The sequence below is a fragment of the Streptomyces sp. NPDC058751 genome (assembly GCF_042746485.1).
Lineage (GTDB): Bacteria > Actinomycetota > Actinomycetes > Streptomycetales > Streptomycetaceae > Streptomyces.
Genome location: NZ_JBHYPZ010000010.1, coordinates 39,972 through 56,291 on the forward strand (window position 1 = coordinate 39,972; position 16,320 = coordinate 56,291).

The window sequence follows — 16,320 nt, forward strand, 5'->3', positions numbered from 1 at the left end:
ACCTCCTCAGGGTGACTCGTCAGGCGTCTGTGCGAAGTGCCGGAAGTTCCAAGGGGAGTGATGTCGGGCATTCGGGATTCCCTTGGCAGGGTCGGACACGACCTGCTGTCGCGCGCGCTGAGCGAATGCCAGAACGCACGGGCGACGGGAAAACTGAGGGTGTCCGGAAAACCCGGCGGAGTCTTCCACCTCCGTGACGGCTGCGTCGTCGCCGTGGAGAGCCCGGGCGCCCCGGGTGCCGAGGCGCGGCTGCTGCGCTCCGGCCGTGTCAGCGGCGAGCAGTGGGCCGAACTGCTCCGGGAGGCCGGCGGCACCCGGTGGCCCGAGGCCGGGCTGATCGCCCACGGCTACGCGGGAGCGGCGCAGCTGCGGGTCGTCTGCATGATGGCGATGCAGGACGCGGTCTTCGCGGTCGTGGCCGGCGACGTGGAGGCGTGCGACCCGCTCGACCCCGCCTTCGAGCCGTACGCGCCGGTCGCCCTCGGAGAGGCTCCCGGGCGGCTGCTGCAGGACGCGGCGAGGAAGCTCGCGGCCATCGCCGCCCTGCCGCGGACCGTACGGCCGGACCGGGAGCGCCCCGTGCCGGCCGCGGTGCCGGACGGGATACGCGAGCGGCTCCCGCCACCGCAGAAGGAGCTGCTGGCCCACGCCGACGGCCGCCGGACCGCCCGTGACATCGCCTTCGCGACGGGCCTCGGCGCCTACACCGTGACGGTGGGGGTGGCCCGCATGCTCGGCGAGGGGCTGCTGGAGCTGCCGGGGGAGCCCGGTTCCGCCGGCGTCACCGTGCGGGACCTGCCGACCGGGGCCCTCAGGCAGCGGCCCACCGGCGCGCCGCCCGCCCTGGACCCCGAGGTGTTCTCCGCGCTGTCCTCCGCGGTGGCCGCCGGGGGGTTCGCGGCACCGCGGCCCCTGGCGGACCCCGCTCCGGACCGGGAGGGGACCGTTCCCGCCCTGCCCCGCAGGGAGCCCGGGGCGCACGCCCCGTCGCTGCCCCGCCGGGAACCGGGCGCGAGCGGAATCGCCGAAACCCTCGCCGACGAAACGGCCGGGGCGAACTGGAAAGGGCTTTTCCGGCTGCGGCACCGGATCTGGAGCCCGGACTCCGGGACGTGAGAAAGAAACGCCCGTCAACGAAATGCCCGTCAACGACCGAACGCGCACCGTCTTCAGGGAGTTCAACGCATGAATCACGAGGCACTGGCCAGGGAAATGAGGGAACTCCGGGAGCAGGTTCCCGGAATCACCGACACGGCGGTCGCGGCCGCCGACGGAATGCTCATCGCGGCCGACACCGCCGCCACGATCGAACCCGAGAGCCTCGCCGCGATCGCCGCCGCGGGCCTCGGCATCGCGCGCCGCGCGACCGCGGTGACCGGCCGGGGCGCGTTCCGGCAGACCGTGACCTACGGCAGCCAGGGCCTCGCCGCCTTCTACGCGGTCGGCGACACCGCGTTGATGATCGTCCTCGGCGACGAGGGCATCGACCTCGAACGGCTCCACGAACGGACCCGGCCGGCCCTCGGCCGCATCGGATCGATCCTCACCGGGACGGACCCCGGCCCGGCCGCCGGGCCCCCCGCCGCTCCCGGTCCGCTCGCCGCGGGTCCCGGCGTGCCCGGCGCACTCGTCGGAGCCGTGACCGACACCGTGACCGAAGGAGTATGACGACATGGCAGGCAAGCGAATGACGGCCGGTTTCTCCGACCAGATCATGGGCCTGGTCAAATCACTGCGCGCCGACGCCCCGGACTGCGTCGCCTCCGGGGCGGTCGACATGTCGACGGGGATGCTGCTGAGCTACGAGACCGTCGACAATCATCCGCCGGAGGTCCTGGACCTGCTCGCGGGCGCGACCCTCGACCTGTTCCAGGGACGCACGGTCCAGATGATCGAGGACGTCTTCAAGGAGCGCCGCGGCATCGAATCCGACGCGCACTTCTTCCAGGAGATCCTGGTCAACAGCGACAACCTCACCCATCTGTTCGTGCGGATGAGCGACCAGCAGGACGTGGTCGCCGTGGTCGTCTGCCGCAAGTCGGTCAACGTCGGCATGCTCTTCGCCCAGGTCCGCCGCGTGGTGAAGGAGTACAGCCTCTGAACGCGGGGACCGGTGGCCCTCCCGGACGGGGGAGGGCCACCGGTGCCGGCACGGGGTCTACTCCGTGCGCAGTCCGTCCGGCCGCATCAGCCGGATCAGCGGCGGCAGGCTGAGCAGGGTCACCAGGAGCACGACACCAGCGCCGACGCCGGTCATCGACAGCACGCTCGCCCAGTCCACGCTCACCGGGGTCCCGGTCATCTTGAGCAGGACCGTGCCGAGGGTGAGCCCCACGACGGACGCGAGTGCGAGTCCCAGCGCGATCGGGATCGCGGTCTGCCACAGCACCGACATGCTCAGGGTGCGGCGCCGGGTGCCGAAGGCGACCAGCGCCGACAGCAGCTTCTTGCGCTCGCGCAGCTGTTCGAGCTGGGAGACCAGCAGGCTCGCGCCGATCAGCGCCAGCACACAGGCGGCGCCCACGAACAGACCGGTGCGGATGGAGGTGAACCTGCCGGACTCCACGGTGGCCGACCAGGTCATCGGATGACCGAGCGGATCGATCCGAGTCACCGTGTTGCGCACGTACTCCTGCGCGTCCGGGACGGAGGGGTCGAGACCGAGGAAGACGTGCCCGCGGACGGTCGCCGCCCCCTTCGCGGGCAGCGCCGCCGGGGTGACCAGGAAGCCGCCGCGCTTCACGCCGGTCATGTCGAGGCGCGTCTGCGCCTGCTTCAGCCCCCGTGGCACGGTCCAGGCGACCGGGGTGCTCTCGGTGTCCTCGTCGCCGTCGGCGGGGTCGAGGAACAGGGTCCGGGACCCGGCCAGCTTCTGTGTGTTGTCGTCGTAGTCGGAGCCCCGCAGCGAGAAGACGTCGCCCTCGCGGCACGACGGCAGCGTCGCCACCTCGCGCAGCGCCGCACAGTCGCCCACGGTCACCTGGGCGTTCAGCTCGGCGGACATCCGCCGCTCGCCGATGTTCCCCTCGGACAGCGCGACGACCTTCCGCACCCCCTTGGTGGCGCCGAGCTCCCGGGTGACCCGTGCCATGGGGACGCCGTCCGGTACGGGCACCTCCATCTGGGCCCGGGTGACGTCCTGGCCGGTCGCCTTCGTGTAGTCCGCGTCCACTCCGCTGAACAGCATCTGCAGCGCGATGGCCCCGGCCACCGCCACGGCGATGCCGTTGACCATGCGGGCCGCCGAGCCGCTGCTCAGCTGGAGCCTGCGCACCGCGAGCTGCCAGGCGACCCCGCCCGAGTGCAGCCGCGCGACGACCGCCTCCACCACCCAGGGCAGCAGCGCGGTGATCCCCACGAGCAGCAACAGCACACCGCCGGTGACCAGGTACTCGTTGAAGTCCCCGTTCCCCCGGCCCTGTCCGAGCATCGGGTACAGCAGGGCGAGCCCGCCGGCCGGCAGCAGCAGCCGCCACCACAGCCGGCGGCGCGCGGGCCTGGCCGTGCGCACCACGCCGAGCGGCTCGATGACCACACCGCGCAGCGCGAACAGGGTGACCAGCACGGCGGCCGCCGGGACGGCCACCGCGACCAGTACGGCGAGCGCGGGGGAGGGGTTGAGGTAGCTCGGGAAGACGCTCACCCGGAACACCTCGGCGGTGCCCGCGATCTGGCGGCCGATCAGGAAGAAGAACGTGCCGAGGACCAGCCCGAGCAGAGCTCCCGCCAGCGCCTCGCCGGCCGCGATCCGCCGTACCATCCGGCTGTCGGAGCCGATCAGCCGCAGCGCCGCCAGCCGCCGGTCGCGCCGCTCGCCGCCGAACCGCACGGCCGTGGCGACGAACACGGCGACCGGCATCAGCAGGACGGCGAACACGACGAGGATGAGCAGCAGCAGCACCGGGTCGGTGGCCTCCGCGGCGAACGGGTGGGGCTCGCCGAACGCGCTGATGCGGGCCACGTTCGGCGGGTCGATCTTCTCGGCGAGGCCGTCGACGCCCGCGTAGTAGGCGAGTTCGTGCGAACCGATCAGGCCGCTCTCGCCGATGGTCCCGGTGATCCGGTACGGCAGCCGCTCGCGCAGCAGCGCGCCGTCGTCGGATTGGAGCAGTTCCTTCAGCGCGGGGGAGACGACCATGTCGCCCACCGCCGGGAACGTCCGCAGGCCCGGCGGCAGCGGTGCCCGCGGTCCGTCCGGCTGCATCAGCCGGCCGCGCACGTCGTCACCGCGGTAGGTGGTGTCGAGGTCCGCGATCACCAGGGTGTCGTCGGCAGGCGGCTTCGGGGTGTAGTCGTAGGTGTAGTCCCGCCGCGCCTGCTCACGGTCGTGCCGCGCGCTCAGCACGTTCGGCAGCGCGGTGCTGAGCAGCAGCAGTGCCACCCCCAGGCCCACGCCGACGGCCGTGAGCAGCGTCCGGATCCAGCCCTCGCGCCCGCCGGTGAAGGCGAAGCGGACCCCCATGGCCAGGTCCCCGGACCAGCCCCAGGACCTCGGCCCCTCCGGTGCGCCGGTACGTTCCCCCCGCACGCTCATACGATCCGCTCCATGTCCCTGGACCTGCCGTCGCGCACGACGACCTCGCGGTCCGAGTACGCGGCCACGCGGGCCTCGTGCGTGACGAGCACGACGGCGGCGTTCGTCGAGCGGGCCGCGTCGGTCAGCAGCTCCATCACGCGCTCGCCGTTGAGGGAGTCGAGCGCGCCGGTCGGCTCGTCGGCGAACAGCACCCGGGGGCTGGTGACCAGCGAACGGGCGACGGCCACCCGCTGGCCCTGACCGCCGGAGACCTCGCCCGGCCGCTTGCCCTTGAGGTCGTCGACCTCCAGCCGCTCCATCCACGACAGCGCGGTGCGCTCGGCCTCCTTGCGGCCCGTGCCGTTCAGCCGCAGCGGCAGCGCCACGTTCTCGACACAGGTCAACTCCGGTACGAGCTGGCCGAACTGGAAGACGAACCCGAACTCGGAGCGGCGCAGCGCACTGCGCCCGGCGTCGTTCATCGTGGCCATCTCACGGCCGTCGTACGTGATCGACCCGGAGTCGGGCGTGACGATGCCGGCGAGACAGTGGAGCAGGGTCGACTTGCCGGAGCCCGAGGGGCCCATCACGGCGACGACCTCGCCGGGGTGGATGGAGAAGTCGGCGCCGTCCAGCGCGGTCGTCGGGCCGTACGTCTTGCGCAGCTCCGAGGCGGTGAGCAGGGAGCCCGGGGGAGGGGTGGTCCGGGTCATCGGGCCGTCACCGCCTCGGCGAGCCTGTCGAGGCGCGCGGCCGTCAGCTCCAGCCATCGCAGATCGGCCTCCAGGTGGAAGAGGGCGTGGTCGCAGATCAGCTGATCGGCCAGGTCGCCCTTGCGCTTGCGTTCGGTCAGCGCGCGCATCATCCGCAGGTGCTCCGAGCGCTGGGTGTCGAGGAGTTCGCCCGCGTCCCGGTGGGTCAGCAGGGCGAGGACGACCTTCGTGTACAGGGTCGACTGGAGGTAGGGCTCGGGCGGCTCCGGCGTCGCGAGCCAGCGCTGCACGTCGGTGACGCCGGCCTCGGTGATCGCGTACCGCTTGCGCTCGGGCCCGTCGCCCGCCTCGATCCCGTCGAGTTCGACGAGGCCGTTCTTCAGCAGCCGCGACATCGTCGAGTAGACCTGGCCGTAGTGCAGGGGCCGGTCGTGACCGAATTTCTCGTCGAAGGCCCGCTTCAGGTCGTAACCGTGGCGCGGCCCGGACTCCAGGAGCCCTAGAAGGGTGTGACCGATGGACATGCCGAGCACTCTACACACGGCGTATACACCACGTGTATACGCGACGTGTACAGGTCGTCGGAGGGGCGGTCGAAGCGGAGGGAACACGCTGGTCACGGCCGATTGTCACGGTTCTGGAACCGTCCGCCCGTTCCTCCCGGGGCCGGGGTCCGCGCATTTTCGGCCGCGAGGCGGCGCCCGCGCGGGAAGGGGTGCCCGCCCTCCCGCGACCGGGGAGCGCGTGGCACCACGGGGGACCCGGTCCGCGCGCCGGACGTGCGCTGTTCGTCATCTCACTTTCTTCCCTCCCGGCAACCTTCCGGCCCTTTTGCACGTCGGATTCAGTGAGGTGGTGCCCAAGGCGTGCCGATTGTCACGTCCGGAAAAGGCCGGATCGGCACCCCTTTGTCATAGGGCGCGGTGTTAGCTTTCTGAGCTGACCTGACCGGCGGACTTGTGTGCCACACGAGAATGAAGCGGAGCGGATCGACCCATGGGACGAGCTGAAGAGAGACGAGCGCGGCAGGTACAGGGCCGCCGCGCGGCGCCCCAGAGCTCGTCCGGGCAGGAGTCCGCGGAGCCCGCGCCCGGCGCGAAGGCGGGCGGCAAGCCCCGCCGCACCGGCATACGCCGGTTCCTGAACTGGAAGACGCTCCTCGGGACGTTCTTCGGCTTCTGCCTGCTCGTCATGGGCGGCTTCATCGTGCTCTACCTGGTCGTGCCGGTGCCCGAGGGCAACGAGGCCGCCGAACGCCAGAGCAACGTATACAAGTACAGCGACGGCTCGATGCTCGGCCGCATAGGCAAGGTCAACCGCGAGATAGTCGACCTCGCCAAGGTGCCCAGGGGCGTCCAGAAGACCTTCGTCGCCGCCGAGAACAAGAGCTTCTACAGCGACTCCGGCATCGACCTCAAGGGCACCGCCCGAGGAGTGGTCAACACCCTCTCCGGCAAGGGCAAGCAGGGTGGTTCGACGATCACCCAGCAGTACGTCAAGAACTACTACCTCAGCCAGGACCAGACCGTCACGCGCAAGCTGAAGGAAATGGTCATCTCGCTGAAGGTGGACCGCCAGAAGACCAAGGAGGACATTCTGGCGGGCTACATCAACACCAGCTACTACGGCCGCAACGCGTACGGCATCCAGGCGGCCGCGCAGGCCTACTACCGCGTCGACGCCGAGGACCTCTCGGTAGCGCAGGGCGCCTACCTCGCCTCGCTGCTCCAGGCCCCGAGCCAGTACGACTGGGCGGTCGCCTCGAAGACCGGCAAGAAGCTCGTCCAGGCCCGCTGGAACTACACCCTCGACAACATGGTCGAGATGGACTGGCTCGACGCGGGCAAGCGCGACGGCCTGAAGTTCCCGGTCCCCGAGGACCCCAAGGGCGCGCCCGGCATGGAGGGCCAGACCGGCTACCTGGTGGAGACGGCCAACAGCGAGCTGGCCAAGCAGCTCGTCGCCGAGGGCACCGCCGAGGACCTGGACGACGCCAAGGCCCTGATCGTCAAGGGCGGCTGGACCATCACGCTCAACGTGGACAAGAAGAAGCAGGCGCTGCTGGAGAAGACCGTCAAGCGGCAGCTCACCAGCAAGCTGGACCCGAAGAAGCGCAAGGTCGACGCCAACGTCCAGGCCGGCGCCGTGTCGGTCGACCCCAGGAACGGCAAGGTCCTCGCGATGTACGGCGGCGTGGACTACTTCAAGCACTACATCAACAACGCGACGCGCCGCGACTACCAGGCCGCCTCGACGTTCAAGCCGCTGATCCTCGCCGCCGCCCTGGAGGAGGGGGCCAAGACGCGCTCCGGCCGGCCGATCGTCGCGAACACGATCTACGACGGCACCAGCCGCCGTCCCGTCGTCGGCAGCGACATCGGCTTCGCGCCGCCGAACGAGGACGAGCGCAGCTACGGCCCCGTCACCGTGCAGACCGCGATGAACAAGTCCATCAACTCCGTCTTCGCGCAGATGGGCGTCGACGTCGGCATGGACGAGGTGCTGAAGGTCGCGGGCAAGCTCGGCATGAACACCAAGGGCCTGCCCGCCGTGCCCGCCCAGACCCTCGGCTCCATGGGCGCGAGCCCGCTGGAGATGGCGGGCGTGTACGCCACGCTCGACAACCACGGCAAGAAGGTCACCCCGGCGATCGTCGCCAAGGCCGAGCACAAGGACGCCACGGTCACGATGCCGGACCCGGTCGGCGAACAGGTCATCGGCGAGGAGGCCGCCGACACGGTCACCTCGGTGCTGACCGGCGTGGTCGACGACGGTACGGCCCGGGTCTCGGTGCGCGAGAACCCCTCCCGCGGCGGCCAGCAGGTCGCCGGCAAGACCGGTACGTCCGACAAGAACAGGTCCGCCTGGTTCACCGGCTACACGCCGAACCTGGTCACCTCGGTCCTGATGTTCGGCGAGGACGCGAAGACCCACAACCAGGTCTCCATGAGGGGCGCCACGGGCCTTTACCTGGAGGGCGGCCGCGTCAACGGCGGTGGCTACCCGGCGCAGATCTGGGCGGCCTACACGTTCGCGGCGCTGGGGGGGAAGGTCACCGAGTTCGACCTGAACACCACCTCGGGCGCGGCGGTGGCGCCGACCGACCTGCCCACCGCCACCCGGACGCCGTCCAGCACGCCGTCGGAGACCCCGACCACCGAGGAACCGACGACGGAGCCGCCCACCACGAGCGCTCCGCCGACCCCCACGACCGAGCCGACGACGACCGCGCCGACGACGACGGCCCCGTCCACACCGACGGGCTCGCCCACCGACGGCGGCATCCTGGAGAACCCGTTCGGCCAGACGGACCAGTAGCGCGTACGTCCTGGACGCGCGAGGAGGGCACCCGCAGCCGGGTGCCCTCCTTCTCCGTTCACGGGGTCCGCTCCGGTGCCCGGTCAGCTCCGGTTCAACTCGAACCAGACGACCTTTCCCGTACTCAGCCGGGTGGCCCCCCACCGCCGTGCCAGCCGGTTCACCAGGAACAGGCCGCGGCCGCCCTCGTCCGTGGCCCGTGCCTGCCGCAGCCTCGGCAGCTGGGGCACGTCGTCACCGACCTCGCAGCGCAGCACGTCCGTCCGCAGCAGCCGCAGCGTCACCGGCCGTGACGCGTACCGCACCGCGTTCGTCACGACCTCGCTGACCAGCAGCTCCACGGAATCGGTCAGATCCTCCATGCCCCAGCGGGACAGCGCCCGCCTGGCGAGGCGCCGGGCCCGGCCGGGCGCCGCGTCCTCCGGCTCCAGGAACCAGTACGCGACGTCGCTCGGCGCGATCCCGTCGAACCGTGCCGCGAGCAGCGCGATGTCGTCGTCCCGGTCCCCCGGGCCGAGCATGTCGAGCACCTCGTCGCACAGCGCTTCCAGCGGCGGCGGATGGTCCGGCCCCGTCAGCGCCGCGACCGCCGCGAGCTTCTCCCGCAGCTGCTCTATGCCCGTCCAGACGTCCCGCAGCCGCGACTCGACCAGACCGTCCGTGTACAGCAGCAGCGTCGCCCCGGCCGGCGCGTCCAGCTCCACCGCCTCGAAGTCGACGCCGCCCACACCGATGGGGGCGCCCGGAGGCACCCGCAGCACCTCGGCCCGCCCGCCCAGGTGCAGCAGCACCGGCGGCGGATGGCCCGCGTTGGCGATGGTGATCCGGTGCGACACCGGGTCGTAGACCGCGTACAGGCAGGTCGCCATGCGGTCGGTGCCGAGCCGCTGCGCCTGCTCGTCCAGATGGTGCAGCACCTCCTGCGGCGGCAGATCGAGCCCCGCGAGGGTCTGCGCCGTCGTCCGCAGCTGACCCATGATCGCCGCCGACGTCATGGAGTGGCCCATCACGTCACCGACGACCAGCGCGACCCTGCTGCCGGGCAGCGGGATCGCGTCGTACCAGTCGCCGCCCACCCGGGCCGTCTCCGCGGCCGGCAGATAGCGGGACGCGAGCCGCACCCCCGTGGGCCGCGGCAGCGTCTCGGGCAGCATCGTGCGCTGCAGCTCGTCGGCGATGTACGCCTCACGGCCGTACAGCACCGCCTTGTCGATGCCGAGCGCGCTGTGCGTGGCGAGCTGCGCCGCGACCAGCAGGTCGTCCGCCTCGAAGGCGAGCCGCTCGGGCCGGCGCAGGAACAGCGCCGCCCCGATCACCCGGCGCCGGCCGCGCAGCGGGGCGAGGATCGCGCGCTGCCCGCTCGGCACCGGCAGGTCGTCGCCGAGCAGCTCGGGCAGCGCGGCCCGCGCGGCGGGCGCGTCCGCGAACACCGGCCGCACCCCGCGCAGCACCTCGGCCAGGGCGCCGCCCGGGCGCACCTCGCACAGCTCGGCCGTCATCGCCGACAGCTCGCTGGGCTCCGGCCGCAGCGCGGGCAGGAAACCGCTCTCGGTGTCCCGCTCCTCGGGAATCCGGTCCGTGCGCCTCAGGCGCAGCACCAGCGGACCCGTCGGCCGCTCGTCACCGACCGGCAGCGGGTCGCGCAGATAGACGAGGATCGCGTCGGAGAAGGTCGGCACGGTCGCCCGGCACAGCCCCATCACGATCTCGTCGAGGTCGATGCCCCGGGCGATCCGCCGGGTGGCGGCGCCCACGAAACGCAGCCGGTCCCCGTCGCGCCGCATCGGCATCGGACCGCCCTGCGGCACACCGCGCCCGGTACGGCGCTCCTTGCCGCCGGAGGAACGCGGGGTCCGCCCCTGCTCGGCGTCCGGCTGGATCAGAATGCCCTCCGGAACGGGCCGGGGACGGTGCGTGTCGGGCTCGGTCACCGAGGGCTGCGAGTGCTCGGAGCCGGGACCGGAGGGGGCCGGCGAGGACGACGGCACGTCCGTGCCCGAGGACGCGGACACGCCTTTGCCGGCGGACGCCTGCCCGCCGGTCTTGCGCTTGCCGCGCGGCTTCGACGCGCCCGGGTCCCTCGGCGCGTCGCCCGTGCGGGCCTGTACCGGTAATGCGCCGGAACCCGGCAGCGGGGACGGCGGCTCCGAGGTACGCAGGAGCGCCCCGCGAGGGTCCGCGGGGGTGGCGCCGCTCTGCCGGCGCTCGTGCGAGGTGGGGTGCTCCGTCACGCGTGTCGAGTCCATCCGTCCGGGGCTGCGCGCCGGGCGCGCAGGTCTTCCCGCAGCCCCGATACCCGGAATGTGTGTCCCAGGAACGGATTCTGCGTGTCGTCAGGGCCGGGAACGACGGCGCGAACGGCCCCCGCCCGGCACGGTACGGCCCGCCGACGGCCGGAAGCGGCCCGCTTCGGCAGCGGGGCGGCGGCCGGAGCCCCGGTCCGCACGGCCGTCGCGGCGAGCCCACGCGGTGCGACCGGTCTTGGGCCGGCCGCGCCGCCGTACACCTCGTACCCCTCGCTCACGTCCTGCCGCCCCTCGGTGACATATGGTCAAGCCCGGCTCATCCTGCGGGAGTTGTTGTTGCCGTGCGCCCTTGCGGAAGACGATCCTACGGTTGTACCACGGGGGCGCATCAAGGGTCTCATGAGGACACGTGCGCAGGCGTACGGTCCCAGTCATCCGGCAGAGCCGGAACCGGCCAGCCCGGATCCGGTCTCCAGTGCTGCCAGCCGTCCGAGAACGGCGCGCCCCAGGCGCGGATCACCTCCACCGCAGACCACCCCGCTTCCCTCACCCGCGTCGCCAGTTGAGCATCCATCAGACCGGCCCGCTGCGCCATGGCGAATTCGTCCTCGTCGAGCCAGCGCCAACTGCGGTCCGGGTGGACAGAGATGTCGAGGAAGTGGTCCTCGGAGTCCACCCCGCCCGCCCAACGGGTCAGCGGAGCCTCCAGGTTCACGTACCAGTTCTTGAAACGCCAGCCCTGTTCCCAGAACAACCACACCGACCAGGCCTCGCCGGGCCGCGCCAGCTTCAGCACACCGGTCCCGCGCCAGTGTCCCCGCCGCACCGCGCGGGGCTTCGTGTAGCGAGACTCCAGCGGTTCTCCGTGCACCGGCGAGCCGTCGGCGAGCACCGGCCTCACGCACTCCGTGCCCGGCGCCATCCACACCGCGAGCAGGTCGGCGTCGTCGCGTACGACCGTCACGGGACGGCAGATGTGGACGTGGTGGCCCGCGTTCTCCCGGTACCGCCACAGGATCTGGCTCCCGGGCTCCCAGTACGCCGCCCGCCCGCCCGCTTCCGCTCGTCTCACCGCTCCACCCTCTGCCATGACCAGATATTAGGTGCCCCAGGCATACGACGCCCTGGTCCGCGTCATGGTTCGCCCCATCGAGAACACGCTGTTACGGAGCTGTCATCAGGCGTTTCTCCGCGGACGCGGACCGTTACGGACGCGTCATCCGCAGGACATCCAGGGCCTCGTCCAACTGCTCCTCGGTCAGGTCCCCGCGTTCCACGTACCCCGACTCCAGCACCACCCGGCGGATCGTCTTGCGCTCCGCCAGCGCCTTCTTCGCTACCTTGGCGGCCTCCTCGTACCCGATGTACCTGTTCAGCGGCGTCACCACGGACGGCGACGACTCCGCGTACTCACGGGCCCGCTCGCGGTGCGCGACGATCCCGTCGACCGCGCGGTCGGCGAGCAGCCGCGAGACGTTCGCGAGCAGCCGGACCGACTCCAGGACGTTCTTCGCGATCACCGGCAGCATCACGTTCAGTTCGAAGTTCCCGGCCGCGCCCGCGGCGGCGACGGTCGCGTCGTTCCCCGTGACCTGCGCGGCGACCATCAGCACCGCCTCGGGAATCACCGGGTTCACCTTGCCCGGCATGATCGAGGAGCCGGGCTGGAGGTCCGGGAGACTGATCTCGGCCAGTCCGGTGCGCGGCCCGGAGGCCATCCAGCGCAGATCGTTCGCGATCTTCGTCAGTCCGACGGCGACGGTCCGCAGCTGTCCGCTGGTCTCCACGATCCCGTCGCGCGCCCCCTGCGCCTCGAAGTGGTCGCGGGCCTCGGTCAGCGGCAGCCCGGTCGCCCGCGCCACCTCCGCGATCACCGCGGCGGAGAACCCGGGCGGCGTGTTGATCCCCGTCCCCACGGCCGTGCCGCCGAGCGGCAGTTCGGCCAGCCGCGGCAGCGAGGCCTCCAGCCGCTCGACCCCGTACCGCACCTGGGCCGCGTACCCCCCGAACTCCTGGCCGAGCGTCACCGGCGTCGCGTCCATGAGGTGGGTGCGCCCCGACTTCACCACGTCGGCGAACTCCGCCGCCTTGCGCTCCAGCGCGGCGGCGAGATGCTCCAGCGCGGGTACGAGGTCGCGCGTGACGGCGGCGGTCGCGGCGACGTGGATCGAGGACGGGAACACGTCGTTGCTCGACTGCGAGGCGTTGACGTGGTCGTTGGGGTGGACGTCCCGGCCCAGCCGCTCGCCGGCGAGCGTCGCGATCACTTCGTTGGCGTTCATGTTGGAGGAGGTGCCCGAGCCCGTCTGGAAGACGTCGACCGGGAAGTGCTCGTCCCAGCGCCCCTCGGCGACCTCCGCCGCCGCCTCCTGGATCGCCCCGGCGACGTCCTCGCCGATCACGCCCAGTTCGCCGTTCACCTTCGCGGCCGCCCCCTTGATCCGGGCGAGGGCCTCGATGTGCGCGCGCTCCAGCCGCTGCCCCGAGACGGGGAAGTTCTCCACGGCGCGCTGCGTCTGCGCCCGCCACTTCGCCTCCACGGGCACCCGCACCTCGCCCATGGAGTCGTGCTCGATCCGGTACGCGCCTTCGCCCTGGCCATCCGCCATCGGTGACACCTCCACGGGGAACAGCGTCCGGGGGCCCGCCCGTGTTCCCGCCCGCCGCGCGGAGATCCGCGCCGCGCCGGGCCCGTGACGCACGAACGGCCGCCTGAGCGGCGGCCGTTCACCTGCGCGTACGACGTCACGCGCGTCACCCGTACGGCGTAACCCATGGGCGCGCGCCGTACGGGATCCGCCACTAGGCCAGCCCGGGACCGCGCACCGGGATCGTGGTGAAGGTCGGGGCGGGGGCGGGGTCCTGGAAGAAGTCGTTGCCCTTGTCGTCCACGACGACGAAGGCCGGGAAGTCCTCGACCTCGATCTTCCAGACCGCCTCCATGCCGAGCTCCTCGTACTCGACGACCTCGACCTTCTTGATGCAGTCCTGGGCCAGGCGGGCGGCCGGGCCGCCGATGGAGCCGAGGTAGAAGCCGCCGTGCGTGCCGCAGGCGTCCGTGACCTGCTTGCTGCGGTTGCCCTTGGCGAGCATCACCTTGGAACCGCCCGCGGCCTGGAACTGCTCGACGTAGGAGTCCATGCGGCCGGCCGTGGTCGGGCCGAAGGAACCGGACGCGTAGCCCTCGGGGGTCTTGGCCGGGCCCGCGTAGTACACCGGGTGGTCCTTCAGGTACTGCGGCATCTCCTCGCCCGCGTCCAGCCGCTCCTTGATCTTGGCGTGCGCGATGTCGCGCGCCACGACGAGCGGGCCGGAGAGCGAGAGACGGGTCTTGACCGGGTACTTCGTCAGCTCGGCCAGGATGTCGTCCATCGGCTGGTTGAGGTCGATCCGGACGACGTCGCCGGCCTCGTCGAGGTGCTCATCCGTCGTGTCCGGCAGGAAGCGCGCGGGGTCGGTCTCCAGCTGCTCCAGGAAGACGCCCTCGGCGGTGATCTTCGCGACGGCCTGGCGGTCGGCCGAGCAGGACACGGCGATCGCGACCGGGCAGGACGCGCCGTGCCGGGGCAGGCGCACCACGCGCACGTCGTGGCAGAAGTACTTGCCGCCGAACTGCGCGCCGATGCCGATCCTCTGGGTCAGCTCGAAGACCTTCTCCTCCAGCTCCTTGTCCCGGAAGCCGTGGCCGAGCTCGGAGCCCTCGGAGGGGATCTCGTCCAGGTAGTGCGCGGAGGCGTACTTCGCGGTCTTCAGCGCGTACTCGGCGCTCGTGCCGCCGACCACGATCGCCAGGTGGTACGGCGGGCAGGCGGCCGTCCCGAGGGAACGGATCTTCTCCTCCAGGAACTTCATCATGGAGCCCTCGTTGAGGACCGCCTTCGTCTCCTGGTAGAGGAAGGACTTGTTGGCCGAGCCGCCGCCCTTGGCCATGAACAGGAACTTGTAGGCGCCGCCGTCGGTGGCGTACAGCTCGATCTGCGCCGGCAGGTTCGAGCCGGTGTTCTTCTCGTCCCACATGGTCAGCGGGGCCATCTGCGAGTAGCGCAGGTTCAGGTTCTTGTACGCGTCGTAGATGCCGCGGGAGAGGGCGGCCTCGTCGCCGCCCTCGGTGAGCACGTTCTGTCCGCGCTTGCCCATGACGATCGCCGTGCCGGTGTCCTGGCACATGGGCAGGACGCCCGCGGCCGCGATGTTCGCGTTCTTCAGCAGGTCCAGGGCGACGAACTTGTCGTTCGCCGAGGCCTCCGGGTCGTCGATGATGCGGCGGAGCTGGGCGAGGTGGGCCGGGCGCAGGTAGTGCTGGATGTCGTGGATCGCCTCTTCGGCGAGCTTGCGCAGCGCCTCCGGCTCCACCTTGAGGAACGTGCGCCCGTCGGCCTCGAAGGTGGAGACACCCTCGGAGGTCACCAGCCGGTACGGGGTGGTGTCCTCTCCCTGGGGGAGCAGATCGGTGTACGCGAACTCAGGCATCTCGCCCATTCCTCACTCGACAGACAGCGTTCGGGGCCAACCCCTTGTTCCGCCTCGGGCGCGCCCCGTCGACTCGCTCGCCGGAGGCGTGCCGTCATCGGCAGCGTCCACCAGCGTAGGACCTGGCGGGGACGCCGAGGTTGTGAGGTAAGGCTCAGTTCGGACACCGGATCCCCGGCGCCGGCGGAGGGCGGGTTTCCTGCGGGGGCGCTCGAGGGGTAGTCGCGATCTATCGCGTTTGGGTACGCTGTCGCCGTGGACCTTCAGAAGAGCCCCGACGCGAGCGCCGCCACGGCGGCGAAGCCGGCCGAGCTGCGCGCCTCCGACGCCGACCGGGACCGGATCACCGACATCCTGCGCGAGGCCCTGGCCGAGGGCCGCCTGACCGCGGAGGAGCACGCCGAGCGGGTCGAGGGGGTGCTGGCCACCAAGACGGTCGGCGGGCTCGACCGGTTCGTCCGCGACCTGCCCGCCGCCCACACCGGCCGCGCGGCCTCCGCGTACGTCTCCGCGCCCAACCGCCCCACCCAGGGCGCGATCCCGGCCGAGGCCGACGAGAACGTGGTGGCGGTCTTCAGCTCCGCCGTCCGCAAGGGCCGCTGGCGGGCGGGCCGGCGCATCCACGCGTACTCGGTCTTCGGCAACGTCGAGATCGACCTGAGCGAGGCGATCTTCGAGTACCAGCAGGTCGTGATCAAGGCGATCTCGGTGTTCGGCAACGTCGAGATCTTCGTGCCGGAGAACATCTCGCTGCGCGGCAGCGGCGGCGGCGTGCTCGGCAACTTCGAGGTGGACACGCTGGACTCGGGCGACGCGGACGCGCCCGTGGTCTACATCGACGGCCTCGCGGTCCTGGGGAACGTCGAGGCGAGGCCCCGGCGCGGCAAGCGCGTCGCGGACATCCTCGACCGGGTCGCGAGCCGGGTGAACGAGCGGGTGGCGGACCGGCTGGACCGGAATTTGCGCAAGCACCTCGGTCATTGACGCCCGTGAATATGCGGGCGGCGCATGCGGTCGTTGCACGGTGGACGATCGATCACGTGTGAGAACGCCCGGG

General features: G+C 71.6%; 12 protein-coding genes. 5 read left to right on the plus strand and 7 right to left on the minus strand.

The window, feature by feature from the left end:
- The first annotated feature begins 159 nt into the window (after positions 1 to 159).
- The 3 genes from ACFW6B_RS12025 (at position 160) to ACFW6B_RS12035 (ending at position 2,101) form a co-directional block, all read left to right on the plus strand.
- Positions 160 to 1,116, plus strand: a complete 957-nt coding sequence (locus ACFW6B_RS12025; RefSeq protein ID WP_386594745.1) for a MarR family transcriptional regulator — start codon at positions 160 to 162, stop codon at positions 1,114 to 1,116.
- Between the two features lie 69 nt (positions 1,117 to 1,185).
- Positions 1,186 to 1,668, plus strand: coding sequence for a roadblock/LC7 domain-containing protein (locus ACFW6B_RS12030; RefSeq protein ID WP_386594747.1), 483 nt, complete (start codon positions 1,186 to 1,188; stop codon positions 1,666 to 1,668).
- A 4-nt stretch (positions 1,669 to 1,672) separates the two neighbouring features.
- Positions 1,673 to 2,101, plus strand: coding sequence for a hypothetical protein (locus ACFW6B_RS12035; protein WP_386594749.1), 429 nt, complete (start codon positions 1,673 to 1,675; stop codon positions 2,099 to 2,101).
- Between the two features lie 57 nt (positions 2,102 to 2,158).
- Here the strand turns inward: ACFW6B_RS12035 and ACFW6B_RS12040 are convergent, their stop codons facing one another.
- Genes ACFW6B_RS12040 through ACFW6B_RS12050 form a run of 3 tightly spaced genes read right to left on the minus strand, consistent with a single transcriptional unit; the run spans position 2,159 to position 5,753 of the window.
- Positions 2,159 to 4,534 carry an ABC transporter permease gene (locus ACFW6B_RS12040; RefSeq protein ID WP_386594751.1) on the minus strand — a complete coding sequence of 792 codons (2,376 nt, stop codon included), beginning with the start codon at positions 4,532 to 4,534 and terminating at the stop codon, positions 2,159 to 2,161.
- On the minus strand, positions 4,531 to 5,229 hold the full coding sequence (locus ACFW6B_RS12045) for an ABC transporter ATP-binding protein (RefSeq protein WP_386594753.1): 699 nt from the start codon (positions 5,227 to 5,229) through the stop codon (positions 4,531 to 4,533). Before ACFW6B_RS12045 ends, ACFW6B_RS12040 begins: the two co-directional genes overlap by 4 nt.
- On the minus strand, positions 5,226 to 5,753 hold the full coding sequence (locus tag ACFW6B_RS12050) for a PadR family transcriptional regulator (protein ID WP_386594755.1): 528 nt from the start codon (positions 5,751 to 5,753) through the stop codon (positions 5,226 to 5,228). The genes ACFW6B_RS12045 and ACFW6B_RS12050 overlap by 4 nt, the downstream gene beginning before the upstream one ends.
- A gap of 472 nt (positions 5,754 to 6,225) precedes the next feature.
- Here ACFW6B_RS12050 and ACFW6B_RS12055 point away from each other — a divergent pair, with 472 nt between their 5' ends.
- Complete coding sequence (locus ACFW6B_RS12055; RefSeq protein ID WP_386594757.1) at positions 6,226 to 8,547, plus strand: transglycosylase domain-containing protein; 2,322 nt, start codon at positions 6,226 to 6,228, stop codon at positions 8,545 to 8,547.
- A gap of 83 nt (positions 8,548 to 8,630) precedes the next feature.
- Here the strand turns inward: ACFW6B_RS12055 and ACFW6B_RS12060 are convergent, their stop codons facing one another.
- The 4 genes from ACFW6B_RS12060 to ACFW6B_RS12075 all read right to left on the minus strand — a co-directional run bounded on the left by ACFW6B_RS12060 (position 8,631) and on the right by ACFW6B_RS12075 (position 15,263).
- A complete protein-coding gene (locus ACFW6B_RS12060) occupies positions 8,631 to 10,793 on the minus strand; it encodes a SpoIIE family protein phosphatase (protein WP_386594759.1) in 2,163 nt (720 codons plus the stop codon).
- 397 nt (positions 10,794 to 11,190) lie between these two features.
- Positions 11,191 to 11,883 carry a DUF402 domain-containing protein gene (locus ACFW6B_RS12065; protein WP_386594761.1) on the minus strand — a complete coding sequence of 231 codons (693 nt, stop codon included), beginning with the start codon at positions 11,881 to 11,883 and terminating at the stop codon, positions 11,191 to 11,193.
- 115 nt (positions 11,884 to 11,998) lie between these two features.
- A complete protein-coding gene (locus ACFW6B_RS12070) occupies positions 11,999 to 13,402 on the minus strand; it encodes a class II fumarate hydratase (protein WP_386594762.1) in 1,404 nt (467 codons plus the stop codon).
- Positions 13,403 to 13,595: 193 nt separating this feature from the next.
- Positions 13,596 to 15,263, minus strand: a complete 1,668-nt coding sequence (locus ACFW6B_RS12075; RefSeq protein WP_386594764.1) for a fumarate hydratase — start codon at positions 15,261 to 15,263, stop codon at positions 13,596 to 13,598.
- 255 nt (positions 15,264 to 15,518) lie between these two features.
- Between ACFW6B_RS12075 and ACFW6B_RS12080 the strand changes: the two genes are divergently transcribed.
- Positions 15,519 to 16,247, plus strand: a complete 729-nt coding sequence (locus ACFW6B_RS12080) for a DUF1707 domain-containing protein (protein WP_386594766.1) — start codon at positions 15,519 to 15,521, stop codon at positions 16,245 to 16,247.
- The last annotated feature ends 73 nt before the right edge of the window (positions 16,248 to 16,320 follow it).